We start from the raw sequence: 14644 nt of genomic DNA, 5'->3' as shown, positions 1-14644 counted from the left end.
ATCAACTCCCGATTGATTCCACGCGTTCACGCGGAGGAGGTCAATCATTCATCCGACTCGAGTGAACGCTCGAGCGCCACCACAATCTCCGGACCAGGGGTCACCGAAATCGTCCCACCGAGCTGTTCGATCGCGGTCGTGGCGAGATACAGTCCGGTTCGCATTCGACGAGCGGCTTCCGGCGGCGTTCCCTGAGCGTTCAGGAACGCCTCTTGCCCGTCGGAGAGGGCGACTCCCTCTCCCTGGATCGTCACGGTGACGCTCTCGTCGTCGTCAGCGATGGCGACGTGTGGCCGAGGGTGTTCGTGGTCGTGGTGTCGGATGGCCTCGGCAAAGAGGTGCTCGAACACTGATCCCAGCATCGGCGTCGCGAGAACCGTCGCCTCGCTTTCCGTCCCGTCGACACTGAATTCGACGGTCGGATGTTCGCGCGTGAACCGGTCGACTTCCGCCTCGACGATGGCGTCGATCGACCTGCTCTCGAGGGCATCTTCGGCCCCCTGCTCGACGAGAGTCACGACGTCCGCGGCCGCATCGGTGAATTTGACGACGTTTTCGAGGGCGTCGTTTAAGGATTCGAACGCTTCGGTGTCGTCGGCGTCCATCTGTGTCCCGAGTTGGCCGGCCCGACCGACGGCGACGCTCATCTCGCGCTGGACGTCGTGACCGATGATCCGGTTGAGGAGCGCGAGTCGTCGGTTCGCCTCGACTAACTCGAGTTCGTGTTGCTTTCGCTGAATTGCATACCGGATCGCCCGCCCCACGAGTTCGCTTTCAACCTGCCCCTTGGCGATATAGTCCTGGGCACCAGCCTCGATCGTCTGTGTGCCGGCGACTGTCTCGTCGTGTGACGTCAGCGCGATGATCGGTACGGTCGGCGCGTGGCCAACCAGTGTGGCGATCGTATCGACTCCCCGACTGTCGGGAACCATGAGGTCAGAGAGCACGATGTCGACGGACGTCCGACCCAGGACGTCGACCGCCTCTTCGAGAGACACGGCGTGATGCCACTCTCCGACGTTTACGATCGCGTCCTGTCCGCGGGATTCGATCGCTCCGCTCCCGCGAACGACCCGTTCGACGAGCACTGCCTCGTCGGGATTGTCCTCGAGCAACAACACGTCGAGAGAGCTAGTTTCCGTCATCGTATCACCCGTGACGGCTGCGGGCAATCGGATGATGTCCCATCACGACTGTCCGGAGTCACCCCCAGACGTTTGGGGGAGAGGAACCTATCTCTTTCGACGACCGTCGGCGAGGACTCGGGTCTGGCCCTGATACCCACTCGCCTCTATGCGGTCACCGGTCCATCGCCTCACCCAGTCGATCACGTCGTGACGATTTCGAATCGCGCACCGCCATCGCGTCCGTCCTCGAGTGCGACGCGCCACCCGTGTGCTTTCACGACGTCACGGACGATGGCGAGACCGAACCCGGCTCCGTCGTCGCTCGTGGTGTGGCCACGCTCGAACACGAACGGGCGGATCGACTCCGGAATTCCCGCGCCGTCGTCCTCGACGAAGACGCCGAACGGATTCACGGTGGCGTTCCGTTCGTCTTCGTGAATTGACTCGTCTCCGTCCGGGGTCGAACAGCTCTCGGGACCGAGAGCTCCGACCCGAACGGTCACGGACCGATCGTTGTGGACGACGGCGTTACGAAAGAGGTTCTCGAAGACGTGGCGCAACCGATGGTAGTCGCCGTCGACCGTCCAGTCGGGCGGCAACTCACACTCGAGGGTCGACCCCTGTGTCGCCGTCGCGTCCCACGAATCCCTGGCGACGGAAGCAATCGATACCGGTTCGGTCTCGGTGATGGTCGTTCCCGCCCGGGCCATCGACAGAAACCGGTAGATCATCCGCTCCATGCGATCGAGGACGTCCTCGACCATCTGAACGTCCTCGGGGCGTCCCGACGTCCTGGCCAGTCGCGTGTAGTTTTTCGCCAATCCGAGTGGGTTCTGCAAGTCGTGGCTGATGAGGCCGACGAACTCGTCGAGACGCTGGTTCGTTCGCTCGAGTTCCCGCTCGCGCTCGTTGCGCTCGGTGACGTCACGGATACTGACGACGACTCCGCCGACGATATCGTTGTCGAGCAGGTCGACGGATCCTCCCTCGAGGCCGACCCAGGAGCCATCGCGGTGGCGACCTCGATACTCGAACCGCGTCTCCTCGGCGGGTCCCGTTCGGAGTTCGTCGAACGCGTCGATGGCACGCTGTCGATCCTCGTCGTGGACGAAGTCGAACACCGACTCACCGATAACGTCGGCAGGCTGGTAGCCGAGGACGGAGTGTACCGAGGGGCTTGCGTAGGTGATCTGACCGTCGCCAGTCACCACTATGACGACGTCGGTGACGTTCTCGATGAGCGCCTGGAATCGTCGCTCGGCCCGGCGCTGTTCGGTGACGTCTCTGAGCATCAACACCGCTCTCTCGGTTCGTTCGTCGCCGACGCTCGAGACGGTCGCGTCGACGATTGTCGTGCCACGAGAGATCGTTAGCTCGGTCCGTTCGCCGTCGAGCAGGGTGCCAGCTTCCGGGAGGACGGTCCGTATCGGCTCACCGATGGCGACGTCCTCGTCGACGATCGAACGGGCTGCAGCGTTGTAATCGACGACGCGCCGGTCGTCGTCGATCACGAGATAGCCGTCGCGCATCTCGTCGATGACTCGGTCGCGGGCGATCGGAACGAGGTCGAGCCACCGGTACCGGTAGAGGGCGATGGCGATGAGGATCCCCGTCGCACCAAACCCCCAGACCGAGTAGTTGACGCTGGTCACCTCGAGGAACGCGAAGACGTTCGCTGTCCCCGGGATGAGCGGTGCGAGTACAACCAGACGTGACTGTCTGTGATAAACGCCGCTCCCACGGGCGTTGACGTACTCGAGGAAAAAGAGGAAGATCCCCCCGGCCGAGAGCGACCAGTTCCAGAAGACGTAGAGCCAGTAGCCGGTGTTCTGGTATTCGACGACCGGGAGCAAGACCTCTGTATACTCCATCGGCTGGTGCATCCAGTGGTGGATCGGGTCCGTCCAGATCACGAGAAGCCAGAGACACGTGCCGAGGTAGATCAGGCCTATTCGATCCGGCCTGAGCCAGTCGGTGCGGCCCGTGTACGCAAGCGCGAAATGAAAGAGCCCCGTCGCCATGATTACGGCCCCCGAGTTGATCACGACCGACAGCGCGAACCCGATGGTAGGGTCGGTTTCGACGAGCAAGAACCCCTGCGGGATCGTCCACAACGCGATCCCGACGAGGAACGCGCCGAGGGGACGGACGTCCTGGTCCGACCGCGTCTCGAGAATCAGGGCGGCGAGTGCGAGGTTCAAGAGCCCGACGGAGACGAGAGAGGCCGCGTGAAGCGACGTGAACGCAAGAGGCACGACTCACAGAGGGAGCGTATTCGAGAAAAACGTTGTGGGGTGGTTTGACACCGTTCGGAGGGATTCGCGTTTAGCGCGAGGAGGATGTCACTCGTCACTCAGACGGACTATTGTACGTCGTTGCTGGTGGGTTCGCAGACGGATCGCGGTCTCGTCGGTACATCGTTTCAATAGACCGTATCACACGTCGCGATCGATAACGAACTGGGTGAACTCCCGAAGCTTTCGTGACGTCTCCGCATCGAAATCGAGCCCGTCGATCTCTTCGCGAGCCTGCGCTGCGAGTTCGAGGGCCCGTTCGCGGGCGTCCTCGATGCTCCCCGCCTCCTCGATGATCGACAGCGCTTCGAGCACTTCCTCGTCGGTGTTGGCGTTGGCCTCGAGAATCTCCTGGAGACGCTGGGCCCGATCCGGAGGACTCTCTTCGATGGCATGGATAACGAGCAACGTTTTCTTCCCCTCGCGGACGTCGTTTCCGAACTCCTTGCCGAACTCTCCGGCACGTCCAAGCGAGTTTTCGACGTCTAAAATATCGTCGCCGATCTGGAACGCGACCGCCGTCAGTTCGGCGTAGTTCGCAACGGCTTCCTCGACCTCGGGTGGTTGATCCGTGATTATCGCCGCCAGTCGAGCGACGATCCGTCCGAGGCAACCGGTCTTGCACGCACACATCTCGAGGTACTGGGCGGGGGTGACCCGCACCTCGTGTTCGTTGTGCCAGCAGATGTCCATTCCCTGACCGAGATGGGTGCGATTGAGTTCGTACATCAGCATCTCGTAGGCTGCCAGACGCTGCTCTGCCGGGAGGTCAGCCGGGTTCTCCGTCAGAATCTTCAACGGAAGGAAGTACATCGCGTTGCCAGCGTTCAGCGCGACGTCCTGTCCGTAGAGGTGATGGAGTGCCGGTTCGCCGCGGCGTATCGCAGCCTCGTCTTCCACGTCGTCGACGATGATCGTTCCGTTGTGAAGAATCTCGGGAATACACGCGTACGGCAAGTACTCCGCTGGATCCTCACCGAACCCCTCGACGAAGACGAGAAAGAGCACGGCCCGCCACCGTTTGCCGCCCCGGTCGAGCAAGTCCCAGAGCGGATCCGACAGTGCCCGCTGGATCCCATCCGGATCGTACTCGTAGGTCGGCTCGCCGAAAAACGACTCGAGGTATTCGGCGTCTATCTCCCGTGGAACGAGGTCGTCGATGGCCTCGTCTACGGCCGGCCGCCACTCGGCAAGCGTCTCCCGCATACCCGTCCCGAGAGGGAGCGAGGTAAAAAAGATTCAGTTATTCGTGTACGAAAACGTTAGGTGGGTTACGCTTAGCGGTCGGTCCGAAGCGACGCTTTCTCCTGGACGGTATAGTGACAAGTGAAATAATGTATACATCCATCGCCGATGCGACTGTCGATCAGGCGTGAGATGACGTGCAGTGGCTACTATAGTCCGTCTCACTCGAGGCGCTCTCGGTGTTCCTCGGCGAGGGTTCGAGATCGCTCGAGCGTGTGCGTTTCCGTCCATCGGACCCGGTCAGCGTCGCCGTAGGCGAGCGCCGTCTTCAGTTCGTCCCGGAGGACACCGTGATCGACCGCGAGCACGGTTCCAGATTCGTTTCCGAGTTCGTACGTCCCCGGCCGATCCGGCGCGCTCGCGACGGTGTCGCGATTCAGATCCCGCCAGGGTTTCTCGAGCGGCATCGATTACGCACCGTCCGTTCGGTCGGCGTCTCCCGACTTGCTCTCAGCACTCGGACCGTCTTCGCCGATCAGTTCGTAGGCGTGTTCGCTCATCTCGTCCTCGGCGAAGACGAACACTCGGCCGTCGACGACCGACGGCTCCGCCTCGACGCGAATCGAGTACGCTTCCGTCGACACCGTCACACCCGGAAACAGCACTTCCTCGTCGTCTCCGTCGAGCATTACGCGCCCGACGCCCGTCGTCTCGAGGATCCCGTCGTGTGTGTCCCGATCGTTGACGTAGGTCATGACGCCCTCGACGCCGTCAGGGTCGGTGACGAGAACGTGAACGTCCTTTCCCGGCGGCGTTCTGATCGATCGCTCGACCGGTTTCGGCGGACCGTGATAAAAGACATCCCGGCCGTCTAGATACTGGACGACGACGCCCCCCTCGACGAAGTCGACGCCGATCGTACTGGGTGCGACGTTGTTCCGTGTGCTCATAGGCCGATTTTCGGTCGCAGTCGGGAAAAACGGTCCGCTCTCGTCTGCACGAGGGGTGTCTGGTACAGGAACCCGTGGGGGTGAGACGCATCGAGACCGTCAGCCGTAAATACGCTCTCTGTGAGTGGTTTCGTATGGACGGCCGCGCCGTCGCTCCGGCAGCCGGGACGGTTCTCAACGCCCTCGCCACCGGGACTGGATCCGCGTTCGCGATCGACCTCGAGACGACCGCCACGGTCGAACTCACCGACGACGGGACGGTCGTCGGCGAAATCGAGGGGCAACCCGACGTAGACACGTCGCTCATCGAACGCTGCGTAGAACTGACGATCGACGAGTACGCCGGCATCGCAGGACTCGACGAAGCGACCATCGGCGCACACGTCAGAACCGAAAGCGAGGTTCCCCTGGCCGGCGGACTGAAAAGCTCCAGTGCGGCGGCCAACGCCACGGTGCTTGCAGCACTCGATGCCCTGGCAGTCGCCGACTCCGTCGACCGAATCACTGCCTGTCGACTCGGCGTCCGTGCCGCACGGGATGCGGGCGTGACGATCACCGGTTCGTTCGACGACGCCAGTGCGAGCATGCTCGGTGGCGTCACCGTCACCGACAATCGAACCGACGAACTGCTCGCCCGGGAGGAAGTCGATTGGTACGCGCTCGCGTACACGCCACCGGAACGCTCTTTCAGCGCCGACGCCGACGTCTCGGCGAGCAAACGGATTGCACCGATGGCCGAACTCGTCGAGGAACTCGCACTCGAGGGACGCTACGGCGAGGCGATGACGGTAAACGGTTTTGCGTTCTGTGGCGCACTCGGCTTTTCGACTGATCCAATGATCGAGGCGCTTCCGGACGTCGACGGCGTTTCGCTGTCGGGGACTGGACCGAGCTACGTCGCTATCGGCAACCGGGCGACGCTCGAGGAGGTCCAAGACCGGTGGAATGAACGCGACGGGTGGACGAAACTAGTTCGAACGCGAACGGACGGAACACGAACGATATGACTCGAGACGTAGATAAGACAGCAAACGATACGACGAATCGCACACCTGATGAGATGTCACTGGACCAGCTTCGCGAAGAGATCGAGGCGATCGATCAGGAGATCGTCGAACTGATCGCCCAGCGTACCTACGTCGCGGATACGATCGCCCAGGTCAAGGCCGAACACGATCTGCCGACCACGGACGAAAAACAGGAACAGCAGGTGATGGACCGTGCCGGACGCAACGCGAAGCAGTTCGACGTCGACGCGAATCTGGTGAAAGCCATCTTTCGACTCCTTATCGAACTGAACAAGGTCGAACAAAGGGATAGTAGATAACACTAAGCGAGTTTCTAATCGTCCGTAACGCTCAATAAGCGATTAGCAATCTTCCGGTTGCTGTTCAGTTGGTTCGTGTTGAACGGATTGAGCAGTAGACCGATCACCAGAACCAGCGGACACTACACGTGCGAATTGATCACTTAGAACCGGAACATGTATCGTAAATCTTGAAAAATAATAATACAATGCCTATAGATTCAGAGAGGCAGGGCGATATTTTACTGATGCTCTTTGCTGTACAGTTCACCCTACTTATCCTACTGGTTCCGTGGTTATGGCCACTTCTTCTCTTTCCGGTGCTTCTCACCCTACACGTAATGAAATCTGAGTATCACCGTCGATTAACCGAAGAAGAACTCCAGTAAGTCCTTCGCCTATACTGATCACAGCAGATGCGTCAGTCCAGTCCGAGACTCAGTTTCAACGCTTCGTCCACTGCCTCCATCGACTCTCTGTCGAGATTTCCAAGCACCGAGTGAATCCGTTTGTCGATGGAGACGACACGAATTTGATCGAGGCGAATCGAGGAATCTTTCTCGAACGGCGACTCCGCTGCTTCAACGAGAACCCCGAACGGATAGCCCCGATATATCCCCGTCGCAGGTGCAACGATAGTCATACTGTAGTAGCCACTGAACGTCATTGCACACCCGATCGCCAGACGGATCGGCGATCGGTGTGTACATCGTTTCAGTTGTTACTGTAGCATTTTTATTCCCAACATCGTTCTGGACGACTACCGCAGGACGAGTTTTCTTCACCTCGGAAGACCAGAGGTCTTCCGACGACTCATCGAAGTGGCTGTGGCACTTCGAGATCTCGTGCCCTTCCGCAGGATCGAGCCGAACGATAACACCGTCGCCGCGACGAATTTCCGAGTCCTCGCTCATTTATCCAGCTCGTTCCACGCCTCGTCCGATGGTTCGACCCACTCGTCCGCAAGTTCTTCCGCACTCTCATACGGATTACTGGAACTATTTACCGGCGCACCCGTCGGCCGGGTCGCGGGTGCGCCGGTAATGATTTACAGTAAACCGTATCAGAAGCCTCGCGGTACGCGGCAGCCAATTCATCTTCGTCGGGGCGATCAGATTCTACTTCGACGACAGCGACGGTTACACGCTTGTTCGCGTACTCCGTTCCGAGATAGATTCGACCTCGGTCATCGATCTCGTTAGTCGTGGGTCCCGAGCATCTACTTTCGTCATGTTACCGACTTGACCTACTGCTGAATGAGTTTTGGCCACTGATACCCACGACAGACATTTTCTGTGACTCGTACCATGGACTTCAACGAGTTAAACAAAGTTAAGCAGCGTGAAAATCGATAGCAGCAACCCTACCGAATTATTTCACTAGTACGACCGTACTTCGAGATCGGCGATACGGTTGAAATGGTTCGTGTTTCTCGTGACGATTGGCTCGTCGGTCAGAAGGGCAGTGGCCGCGATAATACAATCCTCCCGTTCGATCCGTTCGCCACCGATTATTAGTTCACCGGAGAGTTTTCCGGCTTTACGCATTACGGGCTGGTCGGCACTGACAACGTGCTTCGTTTCCAGCACGTCGAGGATACGCTCTCGTTTTGTTTCTGGTACGTGTGAACGGACGACACCTTCGTAGAGTTCGAGCACCGTTACAGAGGATACCTTCTGTGGTCGTGATTCCTTTTCAACGATGTCGAGAAGTCGTTTCGCGTTTTCATCTCCACGTAACAGGTCGATGATGAACGATGTATCCTGAATCATTCCGGCTTCTCGTTGCCAACAGCTTCGTCTAGCTCCGCTGTGAGGCGGTTACTCCGTCCTTTGGAGCGAGTGCGCCCCTCCTCGATAGCGCTTTCGAGGTCTCTGGCCTCTCCTTCAGAAAGGATACCTGCGACTTCGTTCCACGACCGTTCTCCTGCGAGACGTTTGACGGTTTCGCTGAAGCTTTCCCCCTCTTTCTTCCGAGCCTTCAGCCGCTCGTAGGCTTCTTCGTCGAGTGAAATCGTTTTCGTCGCCATTGTAGTACACAGTACTACATGTACACTTAAAAGCACTAGCGCGAAGCAAAATCGCTTGGGCACAGTGACCAACGTAGCAAAAAGCGATAACAGATACGAAACGTGGTAACGTGAGTCATAGACCTGAACAAAGTTGAGCAGCGCAGGAGTCGGTAACACGTGACGGAGATATTGCGACGCCATTCACCATCCCTTTCTCGCGGGCCGCAGCTTTCCCTTCTGCTTCGATGTCCGCACGAATACCGACGATGGACACATCACGTAACTCGCCTGCTGGCCCGTACTGCAGCGAGGGGTCGTCCGCAACCGAAGCGAGTTCGATTCTATCCTCGTACGTGACGATGTGGTACTTCTCGCCGTATTTTTCTCGTACGTCTTTGGAGATGTACAGCCTCCCTGTTCGTCCGTTTCTGCTGCTATAGACGTGACTACGGTTCTAAAAACGAAGCATCTCAGCGCACCTACTACGCTGGATGGACCGCTACGTCACCACTTCCGCGAACTGCAATGGAGTAGCCGGCGTACTCGAATTCGACCAGATCGACAGTTGGCTCACAACGGGATGTAAATAGCTTGTTCAATGCTTCCGGGTCGATAGCGTCGTAGAGTGGCGGCAAGTCGCCGACAGCAGAATCTTCGACCTCTGCAACAGCCGTAACAACGGCATACACCGGCGTGTTCTCGTCGTCGCGTCGCCATTCAGCCTCGTTGAGAACTGTCGTGTTAGTTGCAAAGTCAGGTTTCTTGATCTGCGTGCTACTCTTTGACATCGACTCGATATGCATCAGTTTGGTATAAAAGCCTTACCAAATCACGTGGGTTCTGGCATGATAGATGGTGTTGTTTGACAGAATAGGTCAGATATGTGGTGAGTGGTATATCCCATAATTTCTCGTTTAGAAGTATTTTTAGTACCTCTCTCCTGCATTCCACAGTAATTGATCGGGATATCGACTGGAGTTCCCACGGAAGCTACATCGTGGGGGACTGCCTCTCTGTCTGGGTTTTATATATCCCGTCGCCCCGCCGACCTGGTCGCGGGTGCGCCGGGAATGACGGACAGTACGGATCTCTCGAGGGGTTTCCATGGCTATTCCCAGCCAACTCAGTAACAGTGTGATGGATAAATAACACAACTTGTGGCTGATCCAGATGCGATCGTGCCCGTTTCAATCGAGTGAAAAACGCGTGAACTCTTGGTGGTCCCGCGACGGTTTGGTATAAACACCCCGGCGCTGTCGCTTGGATTCTACCCACGTGAAAGAAGGATGGGCGCTGCAGGCCTTCACCCCCACGCCTGCTGCCACTTTCGGGGTATCAACGGCTCCCGTCATCCTTGAATCTGCCTCCATCGCCGGTCAGCCTTTTCACGCTTTGATGCGCGGTCGTAGTGCTTATCGAGAACCTGCTCGGACGCATCGAGGCGATCGGAGACGATTCCCCGGTGAACGCCGTCGTTTCTGTACTTCGTGACGCGAGCCTTCCTCACGTCGTGAGGCGATCGGGATGACGGGCACTTACTCGCGGCATCGTGGGTCGCCGCTTCGCAGGTCGCAGGGTCTTCGTCGTGGGGACAGTCGATTCCGATGGCACAGGGGCGGCTCCACTTGTAGAGTGTATCTCGAATACAGGTCGGTGATGCACGTCCGAACCGAGTAGTGACGAGTGGCTGCCGGCCGCTGTCCTCCGTGATAGACTGTCTCGGACCTTCGATGTAATCTTGAAGCGCCTGAGCGACGCGCTCACTGACGCGATTGAACCGCTCTCCCTTCTCGTCGTTCTTCAGTGGAGTACCCGACTCCGGCCGGTGTACGTAGTCGACACCGGGTTTCCGCCCATCGAGGTCGCAATCCTGCAGATCAAGAGCACGGATTCCACCGATTCGGGCACCCGTATGCCACAGTAGCAGGAAGATCACGTGACTTCGACTCGCGTACTCGTACCGGTCGAGATACTCGAGAATCGGACCAACGCGTGAAGGGTCCATTTTGCTGTCGCTCACTTCCTCGCTGGGCGAAAGCGAAACGAGCGGGGCCTTCTCGTACAGATCCTCGGGAACGGCTTCGATTTGAGCACAGAACCGGAGGAACGCCCGAACCGTGGTCAACGCCGAATCGAGGGTTTTCGGGGCGATCGTCGCGTTCTGTCCCTTACTGTAGCCGCCCTCGCGACGCCAGACACGGAACTGGTAGAGGTCCCGGCCGTTCAGGTCGTTCATGTTGTCGATTCCGCCGTGTTCCCGACACCACTCCCGGAACGCCCGCAAGTGGCTCTTGTGAGAGGTTTGTGTCCACTCGGCTGAGTCGTCCTGCATGGAGTCGAGATACAATTCGATCGCTTCGGACGGTGGAATCGGCTGCAGGTCGCTCATCGTTCACCTCGAGCTTCCGAATCTCGCTCGCGCGCCTGCTCGTAGTGGACGGCGATCTCGGCGGCGCAAGTCTCGCAGACGTACCCTTCCGGGGTGATCGTCTCGGCGTCTCCGGTGCAGGACGGCGTGTCACACGCGCCGACGCGGGAGGGTTTGGAACTCATCGTCCCACCTCGAAGTTATTACTCTGATTACAGAATCCGGTACTCTTACCGTTGTGAAGCGTGCATTCGTGCATGGTCTCAGTGATTTGGGACCGCGGACTCACCGCGCGCGCCGCTTGGTGGAACTGGGGGCGTGCGCGGTTGCTGTCCGTCGGTGATTCGTATCGGTTGTCCCGGGGGGTATTAGTCTTGAGGGGACCGTTTCCGATATTTCCGATAACAGTGACAAGTGCTCGCGCAGCCCATTGCGCGGAGACGATTCGGCTCGACTGAGCGGGAGTTTTATCCCGCGCGTCTGTGTTGGCAAACATGCTTCTGTACCTTGGTTACGGAAGCTTCCCGCGGACCCGGTGACATCACCACCGGCCCGCTTCTCGTCAGGACCTACGACAGTCAGGTCCGCGTATAGCTTCCTTCTGGTGATAATGATGATACTATGTAATAAAGTTTGACCAAATATTTGGTCAGAGTGATCCACTATTTGTTCACTGGTCTGATTTATCGGTGATATTATACCAGTGATACGGGTATTCGCAAATGTGCGTTACCGCCCCCAATGGATGACAGATAGTGATGATACTATCTTGGAATTCTTGCGTGAAACAGGTGCAGCCTTCTCGAAACGAGGGATTCAGGTTAACTTTGAAAATCGGGGCGTCAAAGTTTCTTATTCGACGATCAAGAGACGGCTTGAACACTTGGAAAACGCTGACCTCATCGAATGTGTCGAAGAGAAAGGGGGGTACTACGAAATCACGGATCTCGGCAAACAGTATCTCGAGGGGGAGTTAGACGCGGAAGACCTCGAGCGGGACTGATTTCCGTTCGATACTGAGGTTTATTTACCATATCCTAGAGGTGATGCCTGGGTACTTCCCATGGCACTTAGCATACCAACGAAGTGGGTCCCGAACGGACTCAGACGAGACGATGGAATCGACCTGACAGACAGCCTGCTCGCGCCGCTTTTCGTCATCGCCACGATCTCGATGACCGGCCTGTTCGTCCTCGAGACGGGCACCCTCCCCTGGAACTGGTCGCTCGATGGCGTTCTCTGGAGCGCGCACGGCACCGAAATCACCTGGGCGTTCATCGTGACGATGGTCGTCATCGTCACCGCCTGGCTCACCAACGGCCAGGTGACGCGCAAGGAACTCACCGACATGGAGTTCGTCATCGTGTTGCTGATGTTCATTCTGAACATCCTGATCGCTCTCGTTCCCGCCGTGTCGGAGACGATCGCCGAACTGTGGTACTTCGGCGTTTTCATGGTGATGCTCAACGGGGCCGGCTTCTGGATTCTCGCGTACAAGTAAGGGGGATCGAATCATGCAAACACCACTATTCCACGGCAAGAGCGTCGAGTGGTACAGTTCCGTGATGACGGGATACATCGTCACCGGCTCGGCCGTCTCGATCGGCCTGACCGCGCTGATGGCGACGGGGGTGGTCTGAAGTGCCCGACAGTCTCTCGCGAGCGACGTACGACCTGTTCGCAGCGCTCGGCATTGCGACGGCTGGCGGCTGCGCTGGCTACGTTTCACTGGTTCTCGCGGGTGCGGCGGGGGTGATCTGAGTGCGGCCCATCCTGCCCACAGCCCACCGTCTCGGGACGGTGTTACTCGTCGTCCTGATGGTCGGCTCGCTCGTCGCACCAGCGGCGATGACACCGACCGCCGCAGACGACGGGAGCCTCACCGACGACACCGTACAGGAAGTCTGTGACTCCTCGGCGCGGTTCGTCTACGGCTACGCCTGCGGGGTCGCCGATCTCGATGACATCGACGACTCCCAGAGTACCGACAAAATCGAGGCGGACATCTGGTTGAACGCTCGCCAGACCGGCGAGTCGTGGGAGTCGACGGAAGTCCTGCTCGGCAACTACATGGAGGACACGCCGACGATCGCCTCGCTCGAGGCGCGTGATGCGATCGCGACCTCGTGGGAAGAGGGCGACGACGTCGACGAGGCCGATATTGCTGCGAAAGAGGCGATCAACGACTACTATAGTCAGTTGCAGATCCAGGTGATCGAAGAGGCGTCTGCTCACCAGCATGAACTCGCCTACCAGCAAAACCAATCCCGCGAAACAGACGATGTAAACGGTGATATGGTCCATCCCGCAGGCTCGCTTGGGTATTACGACGGGACACTCAAGGAGTTCTATTACACACACGAATCGGGGAATGCAACATATGACCTGCGCAACGGGACCGTCCACGAGTACGAGATGCCCGTGATGTACGGCTATATCGACGAACGTGACAACTCGTACAGTGATGATATTACGTGGACACCCGAACTTGGGGGGAACTACGACTCGCCTTCGTTCGAAATCGTCCACACCTCCAATAGTGTCGAATGGAACGGCAAGACAGTCACGCTGAATCAACCCGAATATAATCTCGAGAGTCGGGTTATGTACGACTTGTCCGATCCCGATGACAAACTCGACGAACTCCACGATCAGGCACAGGTCGCCGTCGAGAACTACGACGAACAGTTCGTCGACGACCTCTACACCGCACTTGATGAAGGCGAAATCGATCCCGAAGACGTCCGTGGCGCTGAAGGAACCGTCCGCTACATGTCTGGTGATTCGGACGTTACCGAAGAGCGCTTCCAGATCGCCCTTTCGTCGGTTCTCGGCCTCGAACACACTGAGTTCGATAGTACGATGGTCGTCTCCTACGACGGCTACACCGACATCGAGTACGAGTGGAACGAATCGGCTGAAACCCGCGAAGCGAACTACTCGAGTCACGTCTCAGAGACGTACAACGGGCTGTTGTTCGCTGGCGACGTTCCTGAGGGCGGATTCGAAGTGAACGAATCCTACCACACGGACGATCTCGACGGCACCCTGATGATGGTGACCGAGAACGAGTCGGTCTACTTCGAACACGGTGAGTTCACCATCGACGCGCTGTACGACTCGGCCGGTGATCCCGTCCAAAACGTCACCTGGGATCGGCCGTCCTACGACACCTACAACTCGAGTGAGTACGTCGAACTCATCGACGAAATTCAGGAGCTACACGACGAACTCGAAGACCGCGACGACGGTGGCGACGGGGTAACGCTTCCGGGCGTCGGCGACATCGAGGACGCACTCGGCGAGTACAGCGGTGTGATGGTCGGACTGGTCATCGTCGTCGGAGTTGTGTTCCTCGTCGTCGGGTTCGTGACTGACATCCTTCCGTGGACCTGATTCGTAT

At 58.4% G+C, this 14644-nt stretch carries 16 protein-coding genes and 2 pseudogenes; 6 read left to right on the top strand and 12 right to left on the bottom strand.

What is annotated here, in order from left to right:
• Window positions 1–44: 44 nt before the first annotated feature.
• The 5 genes from EA473_RS03960 to EA473_RS03940 form a co-directional block, all read right to left on the bottom strand.
• Window positions 45–1145 carry an ATP-binding response regulator gene (locus EA473_RS03960; RefSeq protein WP_124194366.1) on the bottom strand — a complete coding sequence of 367 codons (1101 nt, stop codon included), beginning with the start codon at window positions 1143–1145 and terminating at the stop codon, window positions 45–47.
• A 182-nt stretch (window positions 1146–1327) separates the two neighbouring features.
• A complete protein-coding gene (locus tag EA473_RS03955) occupies window positions 1328–3382 on the bottom strand; it encodes a sensor histidine kinase (protein WP_124194365.1) in 2055 nt (684 codons plus the stop codon).
• 180 nt (window positions 3383–3562) lie between these two features.
• Window positions 3563–4627 carry a polyprenyl synthetase family protein gene (locus tag EA473_RS03950; protein WP_124194364.1) on the bottom strand — a complete coding sequence of 355 codons (1065 nt, stop codon included), beginning with the start codon at window positions 4625–4627 and terminating at the stop codon, window positions 3563–3565.
• Between the two features lie 200 nt (window positions 4628–4827).
• Entirely contained in the window at window positions 4828–5073 is a 246-nt protein-coding gene (locus tag EA473_RS03945; protein WP_124194363.1) for a DUF7508 domain-containing protein, read from the bottom strand.
• 3 nt (window positions 5074–5076) lie between these two features.
• Window positions 5077–5556 carry a DUF5796 family protein gene (locus EA473_RS03940; RefSeq protein WP_124194362.1) on the bottom strand — a complete coding sequence of 160 codons (480 nt, stop codon included), beginning with the start codon at window positions 5554–5556 and terminating at the stop codon, window positions 5077–5079.
• A gap of 134 nt (window positions 5557–5690) precedes the next feature.
• On the opposite strand from EA473_RS03940, the gene EA473_RS03935 reads away from it, so the two are divergent.
• Together EA473_RS03935 and EA473_RS03930 are read left to right on the top strand one after the other, a co-directional pair.
• Window positions 5691–6563, top strand: coding sequence for a shikimate kinase (locus EA473_RS03935; protein WP_124194361.1), 873 nt, complete (start codon window positions 5691–5693; stop codon window positions 6561–6563).
• Window positions 6560–6883: a chorismate mutase gene (locus tag EA473_RS03930; protein WP_124194360.1), complete on the top strand. Its 324-nt coding sequence runs from the start codon at window positions 6560–6562 to the stop codon at window positions 6881–6883. The genes EA473_RS03935 and EA473_RS03930 overlap by 4 nt, the downstream gene beginning before the upstream one ends.
• A gap of 400 nt (window positions 6884–7283) precedes the next feature.
• On the opposite strand, the pseudogene EA473_RS03920 reads toward EA473_RS03930, so the two are convergent.
• From EA473_RS03920 to EA473_RS22140, 7 genes and pseudogenes are all read right to left on the bottom strand, one after another.
• Window positions 7284–7776: pseudogene (locus EA473_RS03920) on the bottom strand (type II toxin-antitoxin system PemK/MazF family toxin).
• A pseudogene (locus tag EA473_RS23185) lies at window positions 7773–8094 on the bottom strand (hypothetical protein). The pseudogenes EA473_RS03920 and EA473_RS23185 overlap by 4 nt, the downstream one beginning before the upstream one ends.
• Before the next feature lie 147 nt (window positions 8095–8241).
• Window positions 8242–8634, bottom strand: a complete 393-nt coding sequence (locus EA473_RS03910; protein ID WP_124194358.1) for a type II toxin-antitoxin system VapC family toxin — start codon at window positions 8632–8634, stop codon at window positions 8242–8244.
• Window positions 8631–8891: an antitoxin VapB family protein gene (locus EA473_RS03905; RefSeq protein ID WP_124194357.1), complete on the bottom strand. Its 261-nt coding sequence runs from the start codon at window positions 8889–8891 to the stop codon at window positions 8631–8633. Before EA473_RS03905 ends, EA473_RS03910 begins: the two co-directional genes overlap by 4 nt.
• Before the next feature lie 464 nt (window positions 8892–9355).
• Window positions 9356–9661: a HalOD1 output domain-containing protein gene (locus EA473_RS03895; RefSeq protein WP_165875196.1), complete on the bottom strand. Its 306-nt coding sequence runs from the start codon at window positions 9659–9661 to the stop codon at window positions 9356–9358.
• Between the two features lie 560 nt (window positions 9662–10221).
• Window positions 10222–11262: a tyrosine-type recombinase/integrase gene (locus EA473_RS03890; protein WP_124194356.1), complete on the bottom strand. Its 1041-nt coding sequence runs from the start codon at window positions 11260–11262 to the stop codon at window positions 10222–10224.
• Window positions 11259–11426 carry a hypothetical protein gene (locus EA473_RS22140; RefSeq protein WP_165875195.1) on the bottom strand — a complete coding sequence of 56 codons (168 nt, stop codon included), beginning with the start codon at window positions 11424–11426 and terminating at the stop codon, window positions 11259–11261. Before EA473_RS22140 ends, EA473_RS03890 begins: the two co-directional genes overlap by 4 nt.
• A 560-nt stretch (window positions 11427–11986) precedes the next feature.
• Between EA473_RS22140 and EA473_RS03885 the strand changes: the two genes are divergently transcribed.
• The 4 genes from EA473_RS03885 to EA473_RS03875 all read left to right on the top strand — a co-directional run bounded on the left by EA473_RS03885 (window position 11987) and on the right by EA473_RS03875 (window position 14637).
• Window positions 11987–12244, top strand: coding sequence for a winged-helix domain-containing protein (locus tag EA473_RS03885; RefSeq protein WP_124194355.1), 258 nt, complete (start codon window positions 11987–11989; stop codon window positions 12242–12244).
• A gap of 60 nt (window positions 12245–12304) precedes the next feature.
• Window positions 12305–12742, top strand: a complete 438-nt coding sequence (locus EA473_RS03880; protein ID WP_124194354.1) for a hypothetical protein — start codon at window positions 12305–12307, stop codon at window positions 12740–12742.
• Between the two features lie 13 nt (window positions 12743–12755).
• On the top strand, window positions 12756–12881 hold the full coding sequence (locus EA473_RS23000) for a hypothetical protein (RefSeq protein WP_279387621.1): 126 nt from the start codon (window positions 12756–12758) through the stop codon (window positions 12879–12881).
• A gap of 121 nt (window positions 12882–13002) precedes the next feature.
• Window positions 13003–14637, top strand: coding sequence for a hypothetical protein (locus EA473_RS03875; protein WP_124194353.1), 1635 nt, complete (start codon window positions 13003–13005; stop codon window positions 14635–14637).
• Window positions 14638–14644 lie beyond the last annotated feature (7 nt).

Source organism: Natrarchaeobius chitinivorans (assembly GCF_003841505.1).
GTDB lineage: Archaea > Halobacteriota > Halobacteria > Halobacteriales > Natrialbaceae > Natrarchaeobius > Natrarchaeobius chitinivorans.
The sequence above is the reverse complement of the archived record's forward strand: the minus strand, read 5'-3'. Positions and strand labels throughout refer to the sequence as shown.